General features: G+C 71.3%; 19 protein-coding genes and 1 pseudogene. 10 read left to right on the top strand and 10 right to left on the bottom strand.

Annotated elements, in window-relative coordinates:
* Positions 1–26 precede the first annotated feature (26 nt).
* The gene (locus ACX28W_RS40440; protein WP_459005119.1) at positions 27–551 is read right to left on the bottom strand and encodes an ATP-binding protein; all 525 of its coding nucleotides are present in this window, start codon (positions 549–551) and stop codon (positions 27–29) included.
* 447 nt (positions 552–998) lie between these two features.
* On the bottom strand, positions 999–1,322 hold the full coding sequence (locus ACX28W_RS40435; protein ID WP_459005118.1) for a hypothetical protein: 324 nt from the start codon (positions 1,320–1,322) through the stop codon (positions 999–1,001).
* Positions 1,323–1,682: 360 nt separating this feature from the next.
* Here ACX28W_RS40435 and cds1 point away from each other — a divergent pair, with 360 nt between their 5' ends.
* On the top strand, positions 1,683–2,807 hold the full coding sequence (gene cds1 / locus ACX28W_RS40430; RefSeq protein ID WP_459005117.1) for an L-cysteine desulfhydrase Cds1: 1,125 nt from the start codon (positions 1,683–1,685) through the stop codon (positions 2,805–2,807).
* Positions 2,808–2,850: 43 nt separating this feature from the next.
* Here cds1 and ACX28W_RS40425 read toward each other — a convergent pair whose 3' ends face one another.
* Positions 2,851–3,330: an SRPBCC family protein gene (locus tag ACX28W_RS40425; RefSeq protein ID WP_459005116.1), complete on the bottom strand. Its 480-nt coding sequence runs from the start codon at positions 3,328–3,330 to the stop codon at positions 2,851–2,853.
* Positions 3,331–3,438: 108 nt separating this feature from the next.
* Positions 3,439–4,269, bottom strand: coding sequence for a DeoR/GlpR family DNA-binding transcription regulator (locus ACX28W_RS40420; RefSeq protein WP_459005115.1), 831 nt, complete (start codon positions 4,267–4,269; stop codon positions 3,439–3,441).
* A gap of 281 nt (positions 4,270–4,550) precedes the next feature.
* Between ACX28W_RS40420 and ACX28W_RS40415 the strand changes: the two genes are divergently transcribed.
* Positions 4,551–6,941, top strand: coding sequence for a hypothetical protein (locus ACX28W_RS40415; RefSeq protein ID WP_459005114.1), 2,391 nt, complete (start codon positions 4,551–4,553; stop codon positions 6,939–6,941).
* On the opposite strand, the gene ACX28W_RS40410 is transcribed toward ACX28W_RS40415, so the two are convergent.
* The 4 genes from ACX28W_RS40410 to ACX28W_RS40395 form a co-directional block, all read right to left on the bottom strand.
* Positions 6,911–9,346 (bottom strand): right-handed parallel beta-helix repeat-containing protein, encoded by a 2,436-nt coding sequence (locus ACX28W_RS40410; protein ID WP_459005113.1) that lies wholly within the window; start codon positions 9,344–9,346, stop codon positions 6,911–6,913. The two genes, ACX28W_RS40415 and ACX28W_RS40410, sit on opposite strands and share 31 nt — an antisense overlap.
* Before the next feature lie 158 nt (positions 9,347–9,504).
* Positions 9,505–10,110 (bottom strand): Rv1733c family protein, encoded by a 606-nt coding sequence (locus ACX28W_RS40405; RefSeq protein ID WP_459005112.1) that lies wholly within the window; start codon positions 10,108–10,110, stop codon positions 9,505–9,507.
* A gap of 209 nt (positions 10,111–10,319) precedes the next feature.
* On the bottom strand, positions 10,320–11,150 hold the full coding sequence (locus ACX28W_RS40400) for an MOSC domain-containing protein (protein ID WP_459005111.1): 831 nt from the start codon (positions 11,148–11,150) through the stop codon (positions 10,320–10,322).
* A gap of 44 nt (positions 11,151–11,194) precedes the next feature.
* Complete coding sequence (locus ACX28W_RS40395; RefSeq protein ID WP_459005110.1) at positions 11,195–11,644, bottom strand: DUF6643 family protein; 450 nt, start codon at positions 11,642–11,644, stop codon at positions 11,195–11,197.
* Positions 11,645–11,942: 298 nt separating this feature from the next.
* Between ACX28W_RS40395 and ACX28W_RS40390 the strand changes: the two genes are divergently transcribed.
* A complete protein-coding gene (locus ACX28W_RS40390; protein WP_459005127.1) occupies positions 11,943–13,136 on the top strand; it encodes a TerD family protein in 1,194 nt (397 codons plus the stop codon).
* A 4-nt stretch (positions 13,137–13,140) separates the two neighbouring features.
* Here ACX28W_RS40390 and ACX28W_RS40385 read toward each other — a convergent pair whose 3' ends face one another.
* Positions 13,141–14,316, bottom strand: a complete 1,176-nt coding sequence (locus ACX28W_RS40385) for a glycosyltransferase (RefSeq protein WP_459005109.1) — start codon at positions 14,314–14,316, stop codon at positions 13,141–13,143.
* 58 nt (positions 14,317–14,374) lie between these two features.
* Between ACX28W_RS40385 and ACX28W_RS40380 the strand changes: the two genes are divergently transcribed.
* Together ACX28W_RS40380 and ACX28W_RS40375 are read left to right on the top strand one after the other, a co-directional pair.
* Positions 14,375–15,160 (top strand): glutamate racemase, encoded by a 786-nt coding sequence (locus ACX28W_RS40380; RefSeq protein ID WP_459005108.1) that lies wholly within the window; start codon positions 14,375–14,377, stop codon positions 15,158–15,160.
* 106 nt (positions 15,161–15,266) lie between these two features.
* Entirely contained in the window at positions 15,267–15,815 is a 549-nt protein-coding gene (locus tag ACX28W_RS40375; RefSeq protein WP_362074936.1) for a hypothetical protein, read from the top strand.
* Positions 15,816–15,985: 170 nt separating this feature from the next.
* Here the strand turns inward: ACX28W_RS40375 and ACX28W_RS40370 are convergent, their stop codons facing one another.
* Positions 15,986–16,993 carry an O-antigen ligase family protein gene (locus ACX28W_RS40370; protein ID WP_459005107.1) on the bottom strand — a complete coding sequence of 336 codons (1,008 nt, stop codon included), beginning with the start codon at positions 16,991–16,993 and terminating at the stop codon, positions 15,986–15,988.
* Between the two features lie 336 nt (positions 16,994–17,329).
* On the opposite strand from ACX28W_RS40370, the gene lnt reads away from it, so the two are divergent.
* The 5 genes and pseudogenes from lnt to ACX28W_RS40345 form a co-directional block, all read left to right on the top strand.
* Positions 17,330–18,982 (top strand): apolipoprotein N-acyltransferase, encoded by a 1,653-nt coding sequence (gene lnt / locus ACX28W_RS40365; protein ID WP_459005106.1) that lies wholly within the window; start codon positions 17,330–17,332, stop codon positions 18,980–18,982.
* A 9-nt stretch (positions 18,983–18,991) separates the two neighbouring features.
* Positions 18,992–19,465 carry an NUDIX hydrolase gene (locus ACX28W_RS40360; protein WP_459005105.1) on the top strand — a complete coding sequence of 158 codons (474 nt, stop codon included), beginning with the start codon at positions 18,992–18,994 and terminating at the stop codon, positions 19,463–19,465.
* Between the two features lie 143 nt (positions 19,466–19,608).
* Positions 19,609–20,643, top strand: coding sequence for a zinc-binding dehydrogenase (locus tag ACX28W_RS40355; RefSeq protein ID WP_459005104.1), 1,035 nt, complete (start codon positions 19,609–19,611; stop codon positions 20,641–20,643).
* A 170-nt stretch (positions 20,644–20,813) separates the two neighbouring features.
* The gene (locus tag ACX28W_RS40350) at positions 20,814–22,208 is read left to right on the top strand and encodes an MFS transporter (protein ID WP_459005103.1); all 1,395 of its coding nucleotides are present in this window, start codon (positions 20,814–20,816) and stop codon (positions 22,206–22,208) included.
* 482 nt (positions 22,209–22,690) lie between these two features.
* A pseudogene (locus tag ACX28W_RS40345) lies at positions 22,691–23,089 on the top strand (DNA primase); the annotation flags it as partial.

Here is a 23,089-nt window from a genome sequence, read left to right as displayed (position 1 = left end):
CGTACGAGGTGGGTCTCACCGCCCGGTCAGCCGACAACGGCCGACCGGGCGGGAGCGTGTTCGGGCCTACGCCCGTCGAGGGTGTCGACGCTGTGCCGGAGCGTGGTCTCGCGAGCCGTCCCGTACGGCGGACGGACGGGCGCCGCCACCGCGGGTGAGGAAGCCGGAAGGGTGAACCACACGGTCTTGCCCGACTCGCCGTCCGGTCGCACTCCCCAGCTCTCGCTCACCGCGGCGACCATCGCGAGGCCACGTCCGCAGGTGGCCGTGGGGTCCGCGTCCTGTACTTCGGGCAGGCGGGGGTCATGGTCGTGCACCGAGACCGTGAGCCGATCGAGCAGCAGCTCGATCTCCACGGTGCACAGCTTGTCCGGCTGCGCGTGCTGGTGGACGTTGGTCAACAGCTCGGTCACTCCGAGCGCGGCACGGTCTATCAAGGGGTCCAGATGCCAGTAGCGCAATTGTGCAGAGACGATTCTGCGGACCTGGCCGATCCGCGACGGCAGGGCTTGGAGCTCCACCGTGCAATGCCTGTTTGGCTGGCTGATCACGGCTGCGACTCCCCGAATTGAGGTCCGGAAGAAGACGGAGATCGGATCCAGCAGAGTGGCTGAGTGCAACGGCCGCCTGCTGTAGTGCCGGCGGGCTGATTCGCAGCGTTATCGCCGGTGAACCCAGAGTGATGGTGATGTGAGACCAGAGTGACTGAGGGGGTGCGGTCCCGCAACTCGCGGCACGGTCGGCGGATGTGGCTCCCGCTTGGATCGTCGCGGGATCCGCATCCGGTGGGCTCCCACTTCGGCCGTCGCGCGGCGACCGACTGAGCTGTCGTGTGGCGAGCGCTTCGGCTGTCTTGGCGGCTGCCTCGACTGTCGCGCGGCGGCTGATGGAGCTGCGCCGCGCGCCGACCGCTTCAGCTGTCTTCGCGACTGCCTCAGCCACCGTGCGCCGACCGCCCCGACCGCCCCGACCGCCCCGACCGCCGTGCGCCGGCCGCCTCAGTCGCTGCGCCCCGCCGCCTTGCGTACCGCCTCTATGAACCGGCGCGCCGAGGGCGGCCCTGGTTTGCCGGGGGCGGGATCGTGCTCGCCGAGCGTGAGTGAGTAGCGCGTGCCGTTGACGTCCGCCGACGCCCGGTCCTCCGGTGCGAACCAGGGCTTCGACGCGCGCACCGCCTGCACCGGCGCACTGTCGATCTCGCTGCCGTAACTCGTGAGCAACTGCAGCCTGCCGTCGCTGATCCGGACCTGCCCGGCCCGGGTGAGCGAACGCAGCCTCTTCCCGATCCGCACGCCCGTGGCCGTGAACTCCGGCTCCGCCATGATGCCCCGCCCCCTTGTGCGCTGCGGCTGTGCTGTGTCCCGCAATCCCGCGTGAGTCGTGATCCAGTGTGCACCCGCCGGAAAGTGTCGTCCCGCGCGGTGCGGTCGGACGCCGGCAGCGTCCGTTCGGTGCAGTCTGCCCGCAGGCAGCGGCGAGCACCAGTGCGCATGACGAGGTGACGGCGGGGACGGGAGCACTCGCCCGGGTGCGCCCCCAGCGCTTCGGACACCCCTGCTCCAGGGTGCCTTTGAGGTGCTCAAAGGTGTGTTTATGCAGGTGAGGAGCGTGTGGCAGGCGCCTATGATCGAGGTGTCCGACCCTCTGAACCGGTGTCGGCGCGACCTGTAAGGAGCCCCGGCGTGAGCACCCCTCAGCAGATCCGGACCGGTGAAACCCTCGATGTCGATCACAGTGACGCGGAATACCGGGCCTGGCTCAAAGAGGCCGTCCGCAAGGTCCAGGCCGACGCCAACCGCTCGGCCGACACGCATCTGCTGCGCTTCCCGCTGCCCGAGAAATGGGGCATCGACCTGTACTTGAAGGACGAGTCGACCCACCCCACCGGCAGCCTCAAGCATCGGCTCGCCCGCTCTCTGTTCCTGTACGGCCTGTGCAATGGCTGGATCCGGCCTGGCCGCCCGGTGATCGAGGCGTCCAGTGGCTCGACGGCCGTCTCCGAGGCCTACTTCGCGAAGCTCATCGGCGTGCCCTTCATCGCGGTCATGCCCCGCACGACGAGCGCCGAGAAATGCCGCCTGATCGAGTTCCATGGCGGCCGGTGCCACTTCGTGGACGACTCGCGCAGAATGTACGAGGAGTCCGCCGCCCTCGCGGTAGAGACCGGCGGCCACTACATGGACCAGTTCACCTACGCGGAACGGGCCACGGACTGGCGCGGCAACAACAACATCGCCGAATCCATCTTCCGCCAGTTGGAGTTGGAGCGTTTCCCGGAGCCCGCGTGGATCGTCGCCACGGCAGGCACCGGCGGCACCTCGGCGACCCTCGCGCGCTATGTCCACTACATGCAGTACGACACCCGCGTCTGCGTCGCCGACCCGGAGAACTCGTGTTTCTTCGAGGGCTGGACCACCGGCGATCCGGACGTCACCTGCGACTGCGGCTCGCGCATCGAGGGCATCGGCAGGCCGCGCATGGAACCCAGCTTCGTGCCCGGCGCCATCGACCGCATGATGAAGGTGCCGGACGCCGCGAGCGTCGCGGCCGTACGGGCGCTGGAACAGGCCATCGGCCGCAAGGCGGGCGGCTCGACCGGCACCGGTCTGTGGAGCGCCCTGAAGATCATCGCCGAGATGGTGGCCGAGGGGCGTACGGGGAGCGTGGTGACGCTGCTGTGCGACCCCGGGGACCGCTATCTGGACAAGTACTACTCGGACGGGTGGCTGGCCGAACAGGGGCTGGACATCGCGCCCTACACGGCGGCGATCGCGTCGCTGCTGGAGACCGGCGTCTGGCCGAACTGACGGTACTGACGGTCAGTTGTTCACGCGCGCGTGGACGGTGACATCACGCGTGCGTCGACGCCAGCCGTCGGTCCAGTGCCGTGACCGCGTCGCGGAAGGCGCGGCCCAGGCCCGCCCGGCCCAGTTTCAGGGCCAGTCGGAATGGAGCTGAGCCGTCCGCCGCGAAGGTCCACTGGATCCGGGTGCCCTTCCCGGCCGGCGTCAGCCGCCACTCCTCGACCAGGGCACGGACTCCGGGCGCGTTCGAGACGTCCACCCGGTACGCGTACACCTCGGCAGCCTGCGCCGCGAGGACCGTCTCCTGGAAACGCGTGCCGCCCCTGAGCCGGACCTCGCGCCCGGTGCCGTCCCCGGTCGGTCGGGCGAGTGTCACCGCCGGGAACCACGAGGCCCAGCCGGGCACATCCTCGGCCAGCGCCCGGAAGACCGCCTCGGGCGGAGCGGTCACCTCGCGGGCGAACACCAGACGTACGGGAGCGGTCTCGGCGAAGTCGAGTCCCAGTGGGCGCAGACGGTGTGCCATGGACGAACCCCTTTGTGGGAACGGAGCACAGGGCGGAAGCGGACGATGACCGGAACGCGTCCGCGACACGGGTGCCGCACGAGCAGCGTCACCATAGCTGGCGGACCGTCAGATGTCTGTATCGTCCCCGGGTTCACCGGCGACCACCAGGCGCCTCAGGTGTTCGGAGATCTCCGCGCGGGCCGCGGTCGGCAGCCCGGCGTCGGTGACCAGGGTGTCGACCTGCTCCAGCGCGGCGAACGAACTCAGGCCCACCGTGCCCCACTTGGTGTGGTCGGCTACCACGACGACACGCCGCGCGGACTGCACCAGCCGCCGGTTGGTCTCGGCCTCCGCCAGGTTCGGCGTCGACAGACCCGCCTCGACCGATATTCCGTGCACTCCCAGGAACAGCACGTCGAAGTGGAGCGATTCGATGGCCTGGTCGGCCACGGGGCCGACCAGGGAGTCGGACGGGGTGCGCACTCCGCCCGTCAGGACGACCGTGGCCGCGCCCTGCCGCTGACCGGCGACACGCTGCGCCGCGTGGAAGACGTCGGCCACGCGCACCGAGTTGGTGACCACGGTCAGGTCCGGCACGTCCAGGAGCCGATGGGCCAGTGCGTATGTCGTCGTACCGCCCGAGAGCGCGATCGCCGTGCCCGGTGCGACCAGCTCGGCGGCGGCGCGCGCGATGTCCTCCTTGGCGGTCAGCTCCAGCCCCGACTTGGCCTCGAATCCCGGCTCGTGCGTGCTCGCCTCGACCACCGGCACCGCGCCGCCGTGCACCTTCTCCACCATGCCCTGACGGGCGAGGGCATCGAGGTCGCGACGGACCGTCATGTCGGAGACACCGAGTTTGCGGGTCAGCTCGTTCACCCGGACGCCACCCCGGCGCCGCACCTCGTCGAGGATCAGTGCGCGGCGCTGCTCCGCGAGGAGGTTCTGATTCTCACTCACGTCCGCTCCGGTCCTTTCGCCCCACGCCACCCGACACTCCGTCCGCACCCGCTCCCACGTGGACATTCTCCTTGTCCGAGGTCTGGAGGAGGCCCCATCCTCGCACGGGCCGCCGACAGTCGCGCCACTCCCCGTACGCACACCGAGCCCCAACCGTTGCGTCACTGTCACGCGTATCGGGGAGATTCCGTGATCACAGGTGTGCGGGCACCCCTGAGCGGAGATCCTTGTGCCTGCACAGGACACAGTCCATACGCGCGGCACGGGGGAAGTGCAGAACAGTGGAGCGTGCACGGGAACATGCCTCGGCGGGAGATCTCAGCGGCCCCGCGCAGCGGCCCGAAGAGGCCGATACCGCCCTCGAACTGCTGGTCCATGGAGTCGGCGGCACCACACCCGAGGAGATGCTGGACGATCCGCGGACGGTCCGGATCAGCGGCGACGACACGGCGGCCGTCCACCGGCGCCTCGACGACGCCGATGCGGAGCGGCGCCCCGAGGACTACCGGGGCAAACCGGTGCCCGAGGCCTACGTGTGGTGCAACCTCACGTCCGGCAACGGCACCCGTGCCCTGTGGCTGTTGCTGCTGCCGTTCATGGTCGTCAACCTCGCCCACTGGATGCGCCCCGCCACCCGCGGCCGGCAGCGGACGGTGCGCCTGTACGGCCTGCTCGTGCGCCTGGCCGGACTCACCCTGACGGTGCTGCTGGTCGCGGCCGCCTGCGAGGTCGCCCTCGACCTGGCCGCCTGGCAGTGCGCGGGCACGCGCGCGTGCGCAGAGGAACACTCCTGGCTGGGCTTCCTCTCGCCGTACGTGTCCGGCAACGGCTGGTGGAGTCAGCCCGGCCGCAGACTGGCCCTGGCCTGCCTGGTGCCCGCGGGGCTCACGGGCCTGCTGTGGTACCTGTCGCACCGCACCTGGAGCGCGTACGAGTCCCAGCGGCCGCTGTCCCGCAGTGCTGAGCCCGACGAGGAGACCGGCCGCACCGGGCTCGGCAGGCCCGGCTTCTGGTACGGGCGCCGCCTGGTGGCCCGGCTGCGCGCCGCGCACACCGCCGCGGCTCTGCTGACGGTCACCGCGGCGGTCGGCGGCCCGGCGGCCCGCTACGACCGCGAGCCCGCGGACCCGGCAGTGCTCGACATTCTCGGCCTGCTCCTGAACGCGACCCTCGTCGTGGGCGCGGTCGTTGTGCTGTGGGTGGTCTGCCGCCGCGGGCGCAGCGAGCACCGGCTGGACCGGGAACTGGACGCGGCCCTGGTGCGACGGCTGCCCACGAGCTCGGTCGTCCTGCTCGTCCTGACTCTGCTGTACGCGGGATGGTCGCGGCCCGGTTGGCAATCGGAGGGGCGGCTGCCCGGCGACATGACCTTCGGTGGCCTTGCCCTGGTCCAGGGTGTGCTTGTCATCGCGCTCGGCGTGGTGGCCCGCGTGCTGTACCGCACCCGTCCCGAATCGCGCACCGCCATGCGCGGTCTGGGCGGACCCGCTGTCGCGATGCTGGCCTGCGCCCTGGGCGGAGTGATGTCCGGCGGGGTGGCCCAGCGCGTCGCCGACTGGCTCGACGGCACCCGCGGCTCGCTGCCGGGCCCGCCCGTCCTGCTGACCTGGCAGGCGTCCGTGATCCCGCCGACGCTCATCGTGCTCCTCGGCCTCTGCGGCGTGCTGGCCCGGCGCACCTGGCAGCTGCGGAGCCGGGAGATGGGCTCGGTGGAACGCGACTACGAGACCGACGACGAACTCGACTACAAGGGAGAGCCCAAGGACCCCGCACGCACCCGCCGCATCGCGAGCACGCGCGCGATGGCCACCCTCACCGACCGGGCGCCGCTCATGGTCGGGATCACCTCGTCCGTGACCCTGCTCCTCGGCACCGCGGCCCTGGTGGGCGCCCTGACGACGGGGGACACTCCGGCCCAGGCCGCGCGAGGGTCGTACGCCGTCGTCCAAGGCACCGCCGAAACCGCGCAGGCGCTCGGGTCCTGGCTGATCGGCCTCGGCTTCATCCTGCTCGTCACCTGGGGGCGCCGCGCGTACAAGGACCCCGCGGCCCGCCGGACCATCGGCATCCTCTGGGACGTCGGCACCTTCTGGCCGCGCGCCGCCCACCCCTTCGCGCCGCCCTGTTACGCCGAGCGCGCCGTGCCCGACCTGACCTGGCGCATGGTCACCTGGACCCGTGCCACCGGCGGGCGGCTCGTGCTCTCGGGCCACTCCCAGGGCAGTGTGCTGGCGGCGGCCGCGGCCTGGCAGTTGCCGACGCAGGTACGCAAGCGGGTCGCGCTGCTCACCTACGGCTCACCGCTGGAACGGCTCTACGGACGCTGGTTCCCGGCCCACTTCGGCCCGGCCGCCCTCACCTCCCTGCACCGCGAGGTCGACTGCTGGCGCAACCTGTTCCGCCTCACCGACCCCATCGGCGGCCCCGTACGGCTGCCCGGCGACTGCGGTCCCCAGGTCGACCATGAACCCCTGAAGGACCCGCTGGCCCATGGACGCACGGAACAGCACCCGCTGCCCTCGCCGATTCTCGGACACTCCGACTACCAGGCGGACCCGGCCTTCGCCGAGGAGCGCGCACGGTTGCTGGCGCGGCTGGCACCGGACGTCCCGGCCCCGCGTGCGCAGGACGACGGCGCCCCTCAGGGCAGCTCCGGCAGATCCTCCGGGTAGAGGAGGGTGAGGTCGTCCGTGCTCGGCTCGTCGAGCTGGGCGACCCGCCCCGCGTGCCGCTCGACCATCGCCTCGAAGGTCTGCCGCGCGGTGCGGCCGTTGCCGAACGCCGGCCCCTTGGGGATGGCCGTGAAGTACTTCAGCAGCGCCTCGGACGCGCCGGGCGCCAGGTTGTACTCGTGCTCCTCGGCCTGCTGCTCCACGATCCGCAGCAGTTCCTCGGGGAGGTAGTCGCTGAAGGTGATGGTCCGTGAGAAGCGGGACGCCACACCGGGGTTGACCGTGAGGAACCGCTCCATCTCGGCCGTGTAGCCCGCGACGATCACCACGACCGCCTCCCGGTGGTCCTCCATCAGCTTCACGAGGGTGTCGATGGCCTCGCGGCCGAAGTCGCGGCCCGAGTCCTCCGGCGACAGCGCGTACGCCTCGTCGATGAACAGCACACCGCCGCGGGCCCGGTCGAACGCCTCCTGGGTGCGGATGGCCGTGGACCCGATGTGCTCGCCGACCAGATCCACCCGGGACACCTCGACGAGATGGCCCTTCTCCAGGACGCCGAGCGAGGCGAGGATCTCGCCGTACAGCCGGGCGACCGTCGTCTTGCCGGTGCCGGGAGAACCCGTGAAGACCAGATGACGCCGGGCGGACGCCGCCTTGAGCCCTGCTTGCTGCCTGCGGCGGCCCACCTCGATCATGTCGGTGAGGGCTCGCACCTCGCGCTTGACGCTCTCCAGGCCCACCAGCGCGTCGAGTTCACCGAGGACGGCCTTCGACGGGCGGGCCGGCTCTTCGGGCTCGGGGGCGGTGACGAGCGGCTCCTGCTCGGTGCTGCGCTGGCCGGGGACCGCGCCCAGCAGGCTCGAGGAGGGGCTCGACGTCTGTACGGCCGTCTCGTGCGCCGGGGGCCGCAGGCCGGTGCTCTCGTCGCTCGTGCAGTCCTCGACCAGGGGACCCTGCCCCGCGCCGGGCGCACTGCTGCCGTCGGCGAACTCGTAACCCCCGCGCGAGCATCGCTCCGTACGGCACTTCTTCAGCGTCGCCCGGCAGCCGTCGATGACATGGAAGCCGTAGCCCCCGCTGCCCGTCACCCGGCAGTGGTGGAAGGTGCCGCGGCCACCCGCCGAGACGTAGAAGCCCGCCTCCGCGGGCGAGTCGACCGTGCAGCGCTCGATGGTGGGGTCGGCGCCCTTGGTGACGATCACGCCGGTCTGCGTGCCGTCGACGGTGCAGCCGGACAGCGTTCCGCCGCTGCCGTGGTCGCGGAACCAGGCGCCGGTCGCGGCGTCCCGGATGCGGCAGTCGTCGAGCTGCGCGGTCGCGCCGTCGCTCACCGAGACAGCCGTGTTCCGCACCTGGGAGAGGTCGCTGTCGACGACGTCCACGCGTGAACCGCGGTCGAGGACGAAGAGGGCGTCCGGCACGTCGTGCACCCGGCACGACTCCAGCACCGCGGTCGCGCCGTCGCTGACCCAGACCGCGGGGTAGTCGCCCGTGCTGTCGAAGATCTCGCACTGGTTGGCGTCCACGCGGGTGCCCGGGTCCCAGACCGACAGGCCGTTGCGCCCGAACTGCCGCACGCTCGTGCGGGTCAGGGTGAGGACCGAGCGGGAGCGCAGGTCGACCGCGTTCTCCGGGATGTCGTGGATGCGGCAGTCGGCGAGCGTGAGCACGGCGTCCGTGTCCAGCGTGACGCCGTCCGCGGTCGTACGGTGCACATCGCAGTCGGTGAGATGAGCCGTGGCTCGCGCGGTGATCTGCACCCCGGAGCCCTTGATCTCGTACACCTCGCAGCCGACCGCTTCCAGCGACGAGTTCTCGCCCATCGCGGACAGGCCCGCGCCGGAGGCGTGGTGCACCCGGCAACGCTCCAGACGGGGATGGCCGCCGCCGCGGACCGCGACGCCCGACTGCCCGGCCGCGACGACTTCGCACTCCTCGAACACACCGCCGGCGCCGTCCAGTACGGCGATGCCGACGCCGGCCGGATTGTCGACCGTGCAGCGGCGCACGGTCGGGCGCGCGCCGCCGCGCACCTCGATCCCGGCCGCGGACCGCGTGACGATGCGTAGGTCCAGCAACTCCGGCGTGCCGTCCTCGACGAGCAGTGCGGGCGCGGCCGAGTCCTGGCCCTCCACATGCAGGTCCTGGACCACGGCGGAGGCGCGCAGGGTCAACGGCACTCCGTCCACCGGCGCGATGCGCACGGAGCCGGGGGAGCCCTCGGGACCGCGCAGCGTCACCGCGCTCTGGACCACGAGGTTCTCCCGGTAGGTGCCGGGAGCGACGGTGAGCACATCGCCGTCGCTCGCCGCCTCCAGGGCGGCGGCCAGCGATGCGTACTCACCCGTGCGGCGCCGCCACCGCGAGGTGCCGGTGTGCGTCACCTGGACCGTGCCCTGTGCCATGGCGCTGTTGTGCCCCCACCTCGTCGTACGCGGGTCCTGCGAGGCCGTCGTGAAAGCCCGTCGGGATCACGGACAGCCTCTCACGACGGTGCCGAAGAGTTCGGCCGGTCCACCGTAGCGTGCGTGGGGACGGCTGGTTGACCGGAGCCGGAAGGCGGTCAGCTGCCGGTGCCGGTCCTGCCCCAGTCCGGGCCTGCCTTGTCCCATGCCTGATCCCAACGGGCGTACCGGCGACGGACCATGCGCCAGACGATCAGACGCCGACTGCCTTCCAGGAGCCCCGCGGTCATGAGGGCCGCGCCGAACCCCGCCAGCACGGCGTGCGTCGTCGCGGTGGCCGGGTCCAGCGGGCGGCCGACTATCGCGCCGTGTTGATCGGTCCAGAGGGCGAAGTGGTCGCCGGGATGCGGGGACTTGAGGGCCGCCATCACCTTGCCGTGATGCGTGGAGCCGTCCGGTGCGGTCCAGTCGGCGAGCACGCGGGTGTGCGGGCTCCGCGCCGACGAGGCCTCGGGATCGGGGTCCAGCGGTGCCTGGCCCACCTTCTTGACCACGGTGGCCGTCACCTCGTGACGGGCCTGGCGCTGGTCCCGGACGGACTGCTGGAGCGCGTCCTCGGCCACCGCTCCGGTGACGACGCCGATCAGGGGCGCGACGACGAGGATCAGCAGGACGGCCAGCAGGGCCAGCCAGGCCTCGACCAGATCGGTCGTGCGACGCAGCGGATTGTGCCGCCAGCGCCAGAGTCCGCCGATAGCGCGCACCGTCCGCACCCCCTTCCGCGTCCGTGATAACCCCCGGCGGAGCCGTTCACGCGCGAGCCCGGGGAAGAGAGAGCGAAATCACCCTCCCGAGGGGCCTTTCATGAACTTCTCACACAGTCCCAACGACCGTGCCAGGGGGCCGGGTTCCCCGCGGGCGGGCCCATTCGCGCAAGGGGATCACACGGACTGCAGGGCCCCGATCCCGCGGGTTATCCGAGGACCGTGACCGGATCGCCGATCCGCACCGTGCCGGGGGACTGCGGAACCAGGTTCTGCCCGAAGATCAGCTTGGAACCGAAGCGGCGGTGGCGGCCGAGGGTGTGCAGGGGCTCCTTGCCGCGCTCGGCGGTGCCCTGGTCGGTGGTGGTCACGACACAGCGGCCGCACATCTTGGCGACCCGGAAGGAGACCTCGCCGATGGCGATCCGGGTCCAGTCGTCCTCGGCCCAGGCGGCCGTGCCCGCCACCACCACGTTCGGCCGGAAGCGGTTCATCGGGAGGGGGCCCTCATGCGCGCGATCACCTTGAGCGATCCAGGAGTTGAGCGCGTCCAGCGAGGCGAGCGTGGTGAGCAGCAGCGGATAGCCGTCGGCGAAGCTGACGGTCTCGCCCGGGCGCGCGTACGCGGGGTTCACCGGTCTGCGGGTGGCGGGATCGTCCATGTGGACGAGGCGCACCTGGGCCCCCAGATAGTCGCTGCACCATGCGTGTGCGGTGCCGTCGGCGAGGACGCCTTCCACCTTGTCGCCGAAAACGTCCAGCGTCGTGGTGCCGATCGGCTCCGGCACGGGCACGGGCACGGTCACCGGCTCACGGCCGGGAGCGGACAGACGTACGCCGCCGCCGGGCAACAGCTCGGCGGCGGCCAGTGCCAGGCGTGGTTGCTGGCGCTGGGTGACGACCTTTCCCCCGTCGTCGATCAGTACCCAGCGTCGGTCTCCGGCCAGCCCCCAGGGCTCCACGACGGCTTCCCGGGGCGACTGGCCCCGGAACGCCTTGACCGGATGGACATGAATCGAGTGCAGTTCCGCGTTCCCCATGACGCCATCGTGCCAGCAGACACCGACAAACCGGTGTGAACGCCTCAGTAGCCGCGGTACTGCTGACCGTTGTACGGATCCTGGTAGGGAGCCGGGGTGGGGCGGGGAGCCGCGGGGCGCATCGCCTCGTAGCCCGTGCCGGCCGCCATCGGGCGCTGCGGCTGCTGCTGCTGCTGCTGGACACCCGGGAAGCCGCGCGGGCCGGCGGTCTGCTGCGGGATGTAGGGCGCGGGCGCCTGCTGCAGCGGTGCGGGCTGCTGGGCCTGCGGGTAGCCGTACGCGGGTGCCTGTTGGGAGGGCCCGGCAGGCAGGGCGGGAAGCGCCGACGGGAGCGCGGGCAGATAGCTGCTGCCCGTGTCGTAGGCGGCGGGAACGCGGATCGGGGCGATCTGGGGAGTGCCCCGCTCGGCGACGAGGGAATCGTAGATCGGGGTGTCCGGGAAGGACGGCGCGGAGTAGTAACCGCCGCCATAGGTGGAGCGGGGGGAGGTCATGGCACATAAGTTAAGCCCACGATGTGCTGGTTGGGGAGACCGATAAGAGGGTTGTTTTCCGTGTCGGCAGTGACGCGGGATCCCCAATGCGAGCGAACTCGGCAAAAAAGGGCGTCAAACCGCGTTCAGATCGTGTAAAGGCCGAGTTCCCAGGGGGTTACCGGCGGTTGACGAGCGGTCTTCCGGGGTCGGCCATGGGAGTTCATCGCCAGGGGGAATAGCTTTGTCAAGAACGGGATCGAGGGACGACCCGCGGCACGGTCTGATGCGGTGACACGTGATGGGGGCAGACATGTCAATGCCTAAAGGTTCGAATGTGCCGGTGCCGACGGGCGGGCTGCGCGTCGAAATGGGCTGGCGTTCGGGACGTGGAGTGCCCGACGCGGACGCCTCGGCGCTGTTGCTGGTGTCCGGGAGGGTGCGTTCCGACAGCGACTTCGTCTTCTACAACCAGCCGGCGCACTCCTCCGGCGCCGTGCGGCACGAGGGCAAGCGGGACGCGGGCGGCCAGGTGACCGACACACTGCTCGTCGACCTCGCGCGCGTGGAGCCCGCGATCGAGACCGTGGTGCTGGCCGCGTCCGCGGACGGCGGCACCTTCGGGCAGGTGCCCGGTCTGTACATCCGGGTGCTCGACGCGCGGCAGGGCACCGAGGTCGTGCGCTTCGACAGCGAGGACGCGACCGTCGAGACCGCCTTCGTGCTGGGCGAGTTCTACCGTCGCCAGCGTGCCTGGAAGTTCCGCGCCGTCGGACAGGGGTACAGCAGCGGGCTGGAAGGGCTCGCGACGGACTACGGCATCACCGTGGACGAGCCGCAGCACGCGACGCCGCCCACGCCTCCTCCGGCGCCGGTACGCCTCTCCAAGGTCACCCTCACCAAGGAGGCTCCCTCGGTCTCGCTTGCCAAGCAGGGCGGCACGTCGGGTGCCATGAGGGTCAACCTCAACTGGCAGACGCGCAAGCAGTTCTCGGGGTGGGGCAGCAAGCGGGGCCGGGCCCTTGCGACACACGCGGATCTCGACCTCGACCTCTGCGCCCTGTACGAGCTGTCCGACGGCCGCAAGGGAGTCGTCCAGGCGCTCGGCAACGCCTTCGGGGCGCTGCACCAGCCGCCGTACATCCACCTCGACGGGGACGACCGCACCGGATCCGTGGCGAGCGGCGAGAACCTCACCATCAACCTCGACCACAAGCAGAGCTTCCGGCGCATCCTCATCTTCGTGACCATCTACGAAGGGGCGCGCTCGTTCGCCGACCTGCACGCCACGGTCACCCTCCAGCCGCGCGACGGCGCACCGGTCGACTTCTCGCTCGACGAGTGCACGGTGCCCTCGACCGTCTGCGCCCTCGCGCTCATCACCAGCAACGGCGGCGACCTGATCGTCCAGCGAGAGGCCCGCTATCTGATCCCCGAGCGCGGCGTGAGCCCGCAGCGCACCGTCGACCACGCCTACGGTTGGGGCATGAACTGGACCCCCGGCAGGAAGTGAGCGGTCAGCGCTCGTCGACGACGGGGTTCGGGCGCGCGTAGGTGCGGCCCTTCCAGGCCGAGCCACGTCCCCTGTAGTGCTGCACCGCGGAATCGACCGTCATGAGGAGGTACATGAACGCGGTGACCGGCAGCAACGGAGCGAGCCACGGCGGCTGCCGGTAGTAGCGCAGCATCGGCAGATACGTCGCCGTCATCAGCAGCCACGCGAGCCCCCCGGCCACCGCGGCCCCCGCACTCCCCATGGCGAGGCCCGCGAAGAGCGCGACCGGCGGCACCAGATAGACCACGGCGAGGCCGAGGACCGTACCGAGCAGCAGCAGGGGGTTGTGCCGCAGCTGGGCGTACGCGCTGCGCGAGACCATGCGCCACAGGTCGTGCAGCCGCGGATAGGGGCGCACGCTGTCGACCCGTTCGGCCAGCCCCAGCCAGATGTGGCCCCCGTTGCCTTTGACCACCCTCGCGAGCGCCACGTCGTCGATGACGGCATGCCGGATGGCGTCCGGGATCCGCGACCGCTCGACGGCGTCCGTGCGCAGCAGCACGCAGCCGCCCGCCGCGGCCGCCGTGCGTGAGCCCCATACGGCGATCCGGCGGAAGGGATAGAGCTGCGCGAAGAAGTAGACGAAGGCGGGCACGACGAGCCGCTCCCACACGCTCTCCACGCGCAGCCGCGCCATCTGGGAGACGAGGTCGAAGCCGCCGGTGCGCGCCGCGGCCACCAGCTCCCGCAGGCTGTCCGGAGCATGGGCGATGTCCGCGTCCGTCAGCAGCAGATATTCGGGTCCACGCGCGCGTGCCAGGCCGATTCCGTGGCGTACGGCCCAGAGCTTGCCGGTCCAGCCCGCGGGTGGCTCCCCGGGCGAGTCCACGGTGAGCGGCAGCCCGCCGTGCCGGCGAGCGAGCTCACGGGCCAGTTCCCCGGTGCCGTCCGAACTGCCGTCGTCGACGAGGAAGACCTCGGCCCGCCCCGGATAGTCCTGCGCGAGGAGCGAAGGCAGACTCTCGGGCAGGACGCCGGCCTCGTCCCGCGCCGGTACGACGACACCCACGGACGGCCAGTCGTCCGGCTCCCGGCGCGGCGGCAATCGCACATCCGTACGCCAGAAAAAGCCCTGGCCGAGCAGTAGCCACAGCCAGGCGGCCAGTGATCCCACAGCGGTCCACACGATGGCACTCACGCTCCGTAGTCTGCCCCACCCCGGCGGCCCGTCGCGGCGGATCGTCTAAGGTGACCGGGTGAAGATCGCGCTCATGGACTCCGGAATCGGGCTGCTCGCGGCTGCTGCCGTGGTGCGTCGGCTGCGTCCCGACGCAGATCTCGTCCTCTCCTCGGCCCCCGACAGCATGCCCTGGGGACCCCGCACTCCCGAGGACGTGACCGAGCGCGCCCTCGCCGTCGCCGAGGCGGCCGCGGAGCACCGGCCCGACGCACTGATCGTCGCCTGCAACACCGCCTCCGTGCGCGCCCTGCCCGCGCTGCGCGCCCGCCTGGAGCCAGAGGTGCCCGTCATCGGCACGGTCCCGGCGATCAAGCCGGCCGCGGCCGGTGGCGGACCCGTCGCGATCTGGGCCACGCCCGCCACCACCGGCAGTCCCTACCAGCGGGGGCTCATCCGCGAGTTCGCGGACGGCGTGGCCGTGACCGAGGTGGCCTGCCCCGGGCTCGCGGACGCCGTGGAGCACGCGGACCAGACTGCCATCGACGCCGCGATCGCCGCGGCCGCCGCCCGCACCCCGCACGATGTAAGGGCCGTCGTCCTGGGCTGCACCCATTACGAGCTGGTCGCCGACCGCATCCGCGAGGCCGTGCAGCAGCCAGGCCTCCCGCCGCTCGTCCTGCACGGCTCCGCCGGGGCGGTCGCAGCCCAGGCGCTGCGCAGGATCGGCGCATCTCCGAACACGGAGGCCCCTGCCGAGGGCTCCCTCACGGTGCTCCTCAGTGGTCACGAGGGCGCGCTGTCCGAGACCGCACTGGCGTACGGGGAAGGTCGCTTCCTGCAGGCGGTCAGCCCCGTACGCTGACCATCGGTGACCGCCCGAACGCCTTCCGTGCGCGCACCCGCCACCCGGAGCAGTTACGTTCCGCAAGCTGGTGCCCGCCCTGCGGAACCTGAGTAGTCTCTTAGGTATGAGGGACCACCCCCAGAGCGAAGACGCCTCGCACCCCGATGTCTGGACCGGGAGTGCGACCAATCGGGTCCAGTGGCTGCCGGCGCTCGGTGGGGCCGCCTGCATCGCGCTCGGCATCGTGCTGGCCGTCGACTCCGAGTGGACGTGGGGCGTCGCCGCGCTCGCCATGTCCGTCGTCGGTTGCATCGCGGCAGGGCTGCTCATCCTCTTCGGAACGCTCGCCTTCGTGCACGTCGCCGTGAAGGTCGACGAGGACTCCCTCGAGGTGCGCTGCGGCCATATCGGTCTGCCGCGCCGCCGTATTCCGCTCTCGCATGTCGTCGGCGCCGACTTCGCGCCCCGCGTCACTCCGTGGCAGTGGGGCGGCTGGGGCTACCGCTGGCGTCCCGAGAAGGGCACCGCCGTCATCGTCCGGCGCGGCGAGGGTGTGGTGCTCCAGCTCGGCGACGGCCACACGTTCACGTTCACGGTGGACAACGCGGAGGCGGCGGTCCGGATCATCCGCGACCGACTGCGGCCGACCGGTCCTCCCGGCGCCGCGGTCTGACCTCGGGGGCGTCGTTTGGATCACCTCGGAATCAGGCCGCGGCGCTTGGTGCGGTGCATTACCCACGTACTGGGGGCGTACCCGGGTGATGCGACAACGCGGCGAGGTGCCGTGCCAGGCGTCGCGGATCCGGGGTGATCCAAACGGCACCCCCTAGGGGGCCACGGGCGTCACGCCTCCGGCCGGTCGCTCCAGGGACGCTCGTCCGCGTCCAGGACATCTGCCGCTTCCGCATCCACCCAGGGCCGTGCCGTCGCGAGCCCGGCGAGCAGACCCGCGCCCGCCGTCACCGTGGTGAAGCTCAGCGCGTTGCCCACCGACGCGATGGTGGACAGTGCCGTCAGGGCGGCGCCCGCCGTGAGCGCGATCGGCGTGGGACAGGGCGAACGCCACAGCGCGTACAGGACCCAGCAGAAGACCGCGGCGAGCAGGGCCACGCCGACCACACCCTGCTCGGCAGCCTGCTGCAACGGAGCGGAGTGGGGCTTTGTGCCGGGCAGCAGAGACTGCGTGACCGTCGGACTCAGCTCCCCGTAGCGCCCGGGCCCCGCGCCCAGTGCCGGACTCTGCCGGGCCAGGTGGAGCGCGTCCTGCCAGAGCAGCACCCGGTGCTGGGTGAGGAGCCCCTCCAGGGAGGCGGGCAGGCCGCGGGGGAGCGCGTTCCCGGCGATCGCCCAGGTCGCCCCGGTCACCAGGGCCGCGCCGAGCGCGAGGCCCGCGAGTCCCAGCGCGCGGCGGCGCAGGCGATCGGCGGCGAGCGAGCACAGCAGTACCCCGGCGCCGGCGGCGCATCCCGTGGCCGAGCCGAGGGCCGCGGCGGTCACCACGATTCCGACAGCCGACAGGCGCAGTGCGAGACGCAGCATCGGCGGGCGTGCCGCCCAGGCCGCGCAGCACACCGCCCCGGTCGACAGGGCCAGCAGCGCGGCCGTGGCCCCGGCGTTCCCGAGCGACGCCGTGGTCGGCGGGTCCGGGGTGGTGTGCGCGGCGGTGAGCGCGAGGCCGAGGCCGGCGAGAGCCCCGGCGCAGGGGGCGGCGACCGGCAGGACCGCTCCCAGGATCCGGCCCGAGGCATATCCGGCGGCGACCGCGAGCACCGCAAGAAGGACGCCCTCGGGCCGCCCGCCCTGGGCGGCCGCCGTGATCAAGGACCAGACCGCACAGGCCCCGAGCACCATCACACCCGCCGCGTCCGAAACGTTTCGTCTCTCGCCCGCGGCCGCTGAACCGGCCGCGGACACCGTCCCCGTGGACCCCACCCCGTCGCCCCCCGACCTGTGACGGGCCCCGACCGTCGCGGTCGCATCCGGCCGCACGGCTAAGGCTCGGGCACACCGTAACGGCTGATGCGCCGGTTTGTGGATGAGTTGCGCAGGAACGATACGGCGCAGCGGTAGCCCACGGACTGCCCCGCCCCAGTGGCACGGAGCACCGTGCCTGTCGGGGCCTGCTGTCGGGGTTCACGGTGCGGACCGCGCTGTCGGCGCCCAGGTCACGCGCCGTACACTCCCGGAGTGACCGCCACCGCAACCTCCGTAGACGAGCCGGAACAGCTCGAACCCCAGGCCGCGCCCCCCTCGCGTGGGGTCCGACTGGCGCGGCGATACGCTCCGGCCGCCGCCGCGGCGCTCTCCGGGGTGCTGCTCTACGTCAGTTTTCCGCCGCGCACCCTGTGGTGGCTGGCCCTGCCGGCCTTCGCGGTCTTCGGCTGGACCCTGCGCGGCCGCACCTGGAAGGCGGGCCTCGGCCTCGGCTATCTGTTCGGCCTCGGGTTCCTGCTGCCGCTGCTCGTGTGGACCGGTGTCGAGGTCGGCCCCGGCCCGTGGCTGGCGCTCGTCGCCGTGGAAGCGGTGTACGTCGCGCTCGTCGGCGCCGGCATCACCCTCGTGTCCCGGCTGCCCGCCTGGCCGGTGTGGGCGGCGGCGATATGGACAGCGGGCGAGGCGGCACGCGCGCGTGCGCCCTTCGGCGGTTTCCCCTGGGGAAAGATCGCCTTCGGCCAGGCGGACGGGGTCTTCCTTCCGTTGGCCGCGTTGGGGGGCACTCCGGTGCTCGGCTTCGCGGTCGTGCTCTGCGGCTTCGGGTTGTACGAGATCGTGCGCCAGGCCGTCGACGGCCGACGTACCGGAGTCGTACGGCGCGGAGCTGCCGCGGTGGCGCTGCTCAGCGTGGCCGTTCCCGTCGTGGGAGCGCTCGCCGCGCGTTCGCTGGTGAGCGACAAGGCCGAGGACGGGACGGCGACCGTCGCCCTCATCCAGGGCAATGTGCCGCGCGCGGGGCTCGAGTTCAACGCCCAGCGGCGTGCCGTGCTCGACTACCACGTGCGCGAGACCGAGCGGCTGGCCGCCGAGGTCGAGGCGGGCAAGGTCGCGCAGCCCGACTTCGTGCTGTGGCCGGAGAACTCCTCCGACATCGACCCGTTCGCCAACGCCGACGCGCGCGCCGTGATCGACGGCGCGGCCAAGGCGATCGGGGCGCCCATCTCGGTCGGTGGCGTCGTCGAGCGGGGCGGCAAGCTCTACAACGAGCAGATTCTGTGGGACCCGGACAAGGGCCCCCTGGACACGTACGACAAGCGACAGGTCCAGCCGTTCGGCGAGTACCTTCCGCTGCGCTCCCTGCTCGGCGCCATCAACAAGGACTGGACGACCATGGTGCGCCAGGACTTCAGCCGTGGCACCGAGCCGGGCGTGTTCACCCTGGCGGGCACCCAGGTCGGTCTCGCCACCTGCTACGAGGCCGCCTTCGACTGGGCCGTGCGCGACACCGTCACCGACGGCGCGCAGATCATCTCGGTGCCGAGCAACAACGCGACGTTCGACCGCAGCGAGATGACCTACCAGCAGCTCGCGATGTCCCGCATCCGCGCCGTGGAGCACAGCCGCACGGTCACGGTGCCGGTGACGAGCGGTGTCAGCGCCGTCATCATGCCCGACGGGAAGATCACCCAGAAGACCGGGATGTTCGTGGCGGACTCGCTGGTCCAGAAGGTACCGCTGCGCTCCTCCGAGACCCCCGCCACGCGCCTCGGGATCCTGCCCGAGATGCTCCTGGTGCTGGTCGCGGCGGGCGGGCTCGGCTGGGCCGTGGCGACGGTGGTCCGCGCACGCCGGGGCAGCGGCGTCCAGGACGGCGACCTCAACGGAGCGAGGCCCTCGTGCCGTTAGGGTCGGTCCATGGCTACTCCTGACTTCATCCGCACCGTCCGGGCCTCCGCGGGCCAGCAGCTGCTCTGGCTTCCCGGAGTCGCCGCCGTCGTCTTCGACGACGAGGGCAGAGTGCTGCTGGGCCGGCGCTCCGACACCCGCAAGTGGGCGGTCATCGCGGGCATCCCGGACCCGGGTGAACAGCCCGCGGCCTGTGCCGTACGAGAGGTCTTCGAGGAGACGGCGGTGCGATGCGTCGTCGAGCGCGTCGTCCTCGTCCAGGCACTGGACCCGATCACCTACGAGAACGGTGACATCTGCCAGTTCATGGACATCACGTTCCGGTGCCGGGCCGTCGGCGGCGAGGCGCGCGTCAACGACGACGAGTCGCTGGAGGTCGGCTGGTTCGCGGTGGACGCCCTGCCGCAGCTGAACGAGGCCGGGCTGTTCCGGATCAAGCAGGCACAGTCGGACGCACCCGCCTGGTTCGACCCTGCGACCTGAGGGCGAACCGCGTGGGAGTGCGAGCTGTGACGTCGAGGCCGATAATTTTCGAATGGCCGGGAATGCCCCTTTTTTGAGGGTGATGAATCCCTGCATTCCCCGTCATTTCGGACCGGGCTCGGCGACCTGATCGGACAGATCCCATGCGAGCAACCCTGATTTACGGTGCCGGTGACGTGCGTGTCGAGGATGTGCCGGATCCGAAGATCCAGCAGCCCACGGACGCCGTCGTGCGGGTGGTGCGTTCCTGTATCTGTGGCAGCGACCTGTGGCCTTACGGGTCGCGGCCGGCCACGGAGAACGGTGAACGCATCGGCCATGAGTTCCTCGGCGTGGTGGAGGACATCGGCTCGGAGGTGTCCGGGCTGAAGTCCGGTGACCTGGTGGTCGCGCCCTTCGTGTGGGCGGACAACACCTGCGACTTCTGCGCCGAGGGTCTGCACACCTCGTGCCGGCACGGGGGCTTCTGGGCCGCGGACGGTGTGGACGGCGGCCAGGGCGAGGCGGTGCGGGTGCCGCAGGCGCAGGGCACGCTGGTGAAGCTGCCGGTCGGCGAGGACTCCGCGCTGCTGCCCTCGCTGCTGTCCCTGTCGGACGTGTTCTGCACCGGGCACCACTGTGCGGTGACGGCGGGGGTCGATCCGCGTACGACGGTGACGGTGGTCGGCGATGGTGCGGTCGGGCTGTCGGCGGTGCTGTCCGCCAGGCGGCTGGGCGCGGAGCGGATCATCCTGATGGGCCGGCACCAGGGCCGTACCGCCCTGGGCCGCGACTTCGGCGCAACCGATGTCGTCGCCGAGCGCGGTGAGGAGGGCATCGAGCGGGTTCGGGAACTGACCGGCGGTGACGGTACGCACACCGTGCTGGAGTGTGTCGGCACGTTGCCGGCGCTGGAGACGTCGTTCGGGGTGGTACGGGACGGCGGCGTGGTCAGCCGGGTCGGCGCCCCGCAGTATCCGCAGGGTCCGATCGGGTTCGAGGTGTTCATGCGCAACATCACGCTCACCGGCGGGGTGGCACCCGCCCGCGCCTACATCGAAGAGCTGCTGCCCGACGTCCTCGACGGCAGGATCGAGCCGGGCCGGGTGTTCGACCGCACGGTCGGCCTGGACGAGGTGCCGGACGGCTACCGGGCGATGGCCGACCGCGAGGCGCTGAAGGTGCTCATCCAGCCCTGAGCAGGGTCCTCACCGGTCATGACCTCCGGTCTCGCGAGGCCGGGACCCGCGCGACAGACGTGTGTGTGGGGGCGTGTCGCTCCCCGGAACACCGTGCTCTGCCGGAGTTCCAGCGCGGACAGCAGGCTGGCAGCTCGCTGAAGGTCCCTCTCCTCGCGCAGGAGCTCTCCATGCCCGTCCCTCTCACGCCTGCCGGACAACCGCTCGGCGAGGTCTCGGGCCCCAGCATCTCCGGCGCCCGTGCGGCGTTGGCGGCGGCCGTACTCGGCTTCTTCGTCATCACCCTCGACGCCCTGGTCGTGAACGTCGCACTGCCATCGATCAGCGACGACCTCGGCGGCGGCATCACCGGCCTGCAGTGGGTGATGGACGGCTACACGCTGATGTTCGCCGCCCTGCTGCTGTCCTCGGGCGCGCTCTCCGATCGGATCGGCGCACGTCGGGGGTACGGGGCCGGGTTCGCGTTGTTCATCGCCGCCTCGGTGGCCTGCGGTCTTGCGCCCACCCTGGCTGTGCTGGTCGGGGCGCGGCTGGTGCAGGGCGTGGGGGCGGCCGTGATGCTTCCGGCGTCCATGGCCCTGATCCGCGAGGCCTACCAGGACCCGGCCAAGCGGGCCCGCGCCATCGCGATCTGGGCGATGGGCGCCGCGGTCGCCTCCGCCGCCGGACCGGTGGTGGGCGGTTTCCTGACCGAACTCAGCTGGCGGGCGATCTTCTTCGTCAACCTGCCGGTAGGCGTTCTGGTGCTGCTGCTGTTCACCCGCATCGCGCGCTCGCCGTGCCAGGACACGCCGTTCGACTGGATCGGGCAGATCGCCGCGGTGGTGGCCATGGGCGGGCTGACCTACGGGGTGATCGAGGCCGGCGCCGACGGCTTCGGAGAGCCGCGGGTGCTGGTCGCGCTGGTGGCGGCGGTGGTCGCCCTGGTCGTGTTCGTGCTGGCGCAGGCACGCGGGAAGCACCCGATGGTGCCGCTGGACATGTTCCGTTCCCGGAACGTCGTGATCCCGCTGCTCGGCGGTTTCTCCTTCACCGTCGGCTTCTACGGCCTGGTCTTCGTCTTCAGCCTGTACTTCCAGGAGCTGCGCGGCCTGTCGTCGCTGGCCACGGGCCTTACGTTCCTGCCGATGACCATCGTGACCGCGTTCATGAACCTGGTGGCCGCCCGGGCCGCCGAGAAGTTCGGCGCACGGGTGCCGATCGCCTTCGGGCTCTTCTTCATGGCGGTGGGCCTGACGGTGCTGTGCGTGGTCCCCCGGTCGACGGCGACCTGGGTGATGGCCCTGCTGATGGTCCCTGTCGGCATCGGTGGCGCGCTGGCCGTGCCGGCGCTGACGGCGGTGCTGCTGGACAACGTCGCGGCCAACCGCGCCGGCACGGCGAGCGGCGTGCTCAACACCTGCCGCCAGCTCGGCGGCGCCTTGGCCGTGGCGGTCTTCGGCCACCTCGTCGCGAGCCAGGCGACTTTCGTGCACGGCATGCGCGTCAGCCTGCTGATCGCGGCGGGGCTGCTGCTGGCGACCGCGTCGGCCAGCCTGCTGGTGCGACCCACCGCGCGGAAGTGATAGCCGTACCCGGCTGAGTGAGCCCCAGTTCGAGAAGGCGGGAAGCGGAGTTGACTGAGGAGCCTCTCATGCCCTGTCCGGAGGCCGACGGCCGGCGTGCGGGACCGCGAGACCGTCCCGGGGCCCGCGACGTGGCTGAGCCTGTGGTCGGTGGTGGAGGGGGCGAATGTGCGTGCGGTCGAAGGACGACGTACGTGCAGTCGTGTTGCGACCGATCGGGTTATGCCTGACGCGCGGCGCCGGCTGGGCTGTGACGGCTGGTCCACGCCGAAATGCCAGTTCAGAGCGCTCTGATCCGCTGCGGGGAAGCGAGTGGGGGTTGGGTTGCGACGCGCGCGGGAGTGGTCCGGTTGAGCGGCTCGAGTGGTGCGCGGGGCGGGACGGGCTGACGGTAAATCATGTCGAGGCCGGGTTCTCACGAGCTGACAAGGAGTCAGCGGCCTGGCTGCGGCGGAAGGACTCCAGGAATGCGCTCTGCCCGCATGCTTCTCGCTACTGCGACGGCTACGGCCGCTCTCGCGATTGCCGCACCCGGCGTCTATGCCGTCACCGCGAGTGACTGGGACAAGGACGACGACTCTTCCTACAGCAAGGAGAAGGACGACTCCTACAGCAAGGACGAGGACAAGGACAAGGACTCCGACAAGGACTCCGGCTACGGCAAGGACAAGGACGACGACGAGGACAAGGACGACGACGAGGACGACGACGACAACGGCAAGGACAAGGACGACGACGACAACGGCAAGGACGACGACGACAACGGCAAGGACGACGACGACAACGGCAAGGACGACGACGACAACGGCAAGGACAAGCCGAACGGTGGCGTGCACACCGGTGGTGGTGCCCTCACCGTGCTGAACGAGGACGACTGGAGC

This window comes from Streptomyces sp. SD15 (assembly GCF_054462255.1).
Note: the sequence above shows the minus strand (reverse complement) of the source record. Positions and strands in the feature narration are given on the sequence as shown.

Bases quoted from the DNA above. Each gene is read 5' to 3' on its own strand.
- ACX28W_RS40435 (WP_459005118.1), bottom strand. From the start codon at position 1,322: ATGGCGGAGCCGGAGTTCACGGCCACGGGCGTGCGGATCGGGAAGAGG.
- ACX28W_RS40425 (WP_459005116.1), bottom strand. From the start codon at position 3,330: ATGGCACACCGTCTGCGCCCACTGGGACTCGACTTCGCCGAGACCGCT.
- ACX28W_RS40410 (WP_459005113.1), bottom strand. From the start codon at position 9,346: ATGGCACAGGGCACGGTCCAGGTGACGCACACCGGCACCTCGCGGTGG.
- ACX28W_RS40400 (WP_459005111.1), bottom strand. From the start codon at position 11,150: ATGGGGAACGCGGAACTGCACTCGATTCATGTCCATCCGGTCAAGGCG.
- ACX28W_RS40395 (WP_459005110.1), bottom strand. From the start codon at position 11,644: ATGACCTCCCCCCGCTCCACCTATGGCGGCGGTTACTACTCCGCGCCG.
- ACX28W_RS40390 (WP_459005127.1), top strand. From the start codon at position 11,943: ATGCCTAAAGGTTCGAATGTGCCGGTGCCGACGGGCGGGCTGCGCGTC.
- ACX28W_RS40375 (WP_362074936.1), top strand. From the start codon at position 15,267: ATGAGGGACCACCCCCAGAGCGAAGACGCCTCGCACCCCGATGTCTGG.
- ACX28W_RS40370 (WP_459005107.1), bottom strand. From the start codon at position 16,993: ATGGTGCTCGGGGCCTGTGCGGTCTGGTCCTTGATCACGGCGGCCGCC.
- ACX28W_RS40360 (WP_459005105.1), top strand. From the start codon at position 18,992: ATGGCTACTCCTGACTTCATCCGCACCGTCCGGGCCTCCGCGGGCCAG.
- ACX28W_RS40355 (WP_459005104.1), top strand. From the start codon at position 19,609: ATGCGAGCAACCCTGATTTACGGTGCCGGTGACGTGCGTGTCGAGGAT.
- ACX28W_RS40350 (WP_459005103.1), top strand. From the start codon at position 20,814: ATGCCCGTCCCTCTCACGCCTGCCGGACAACCGCTCGGCGAGGTCTCG.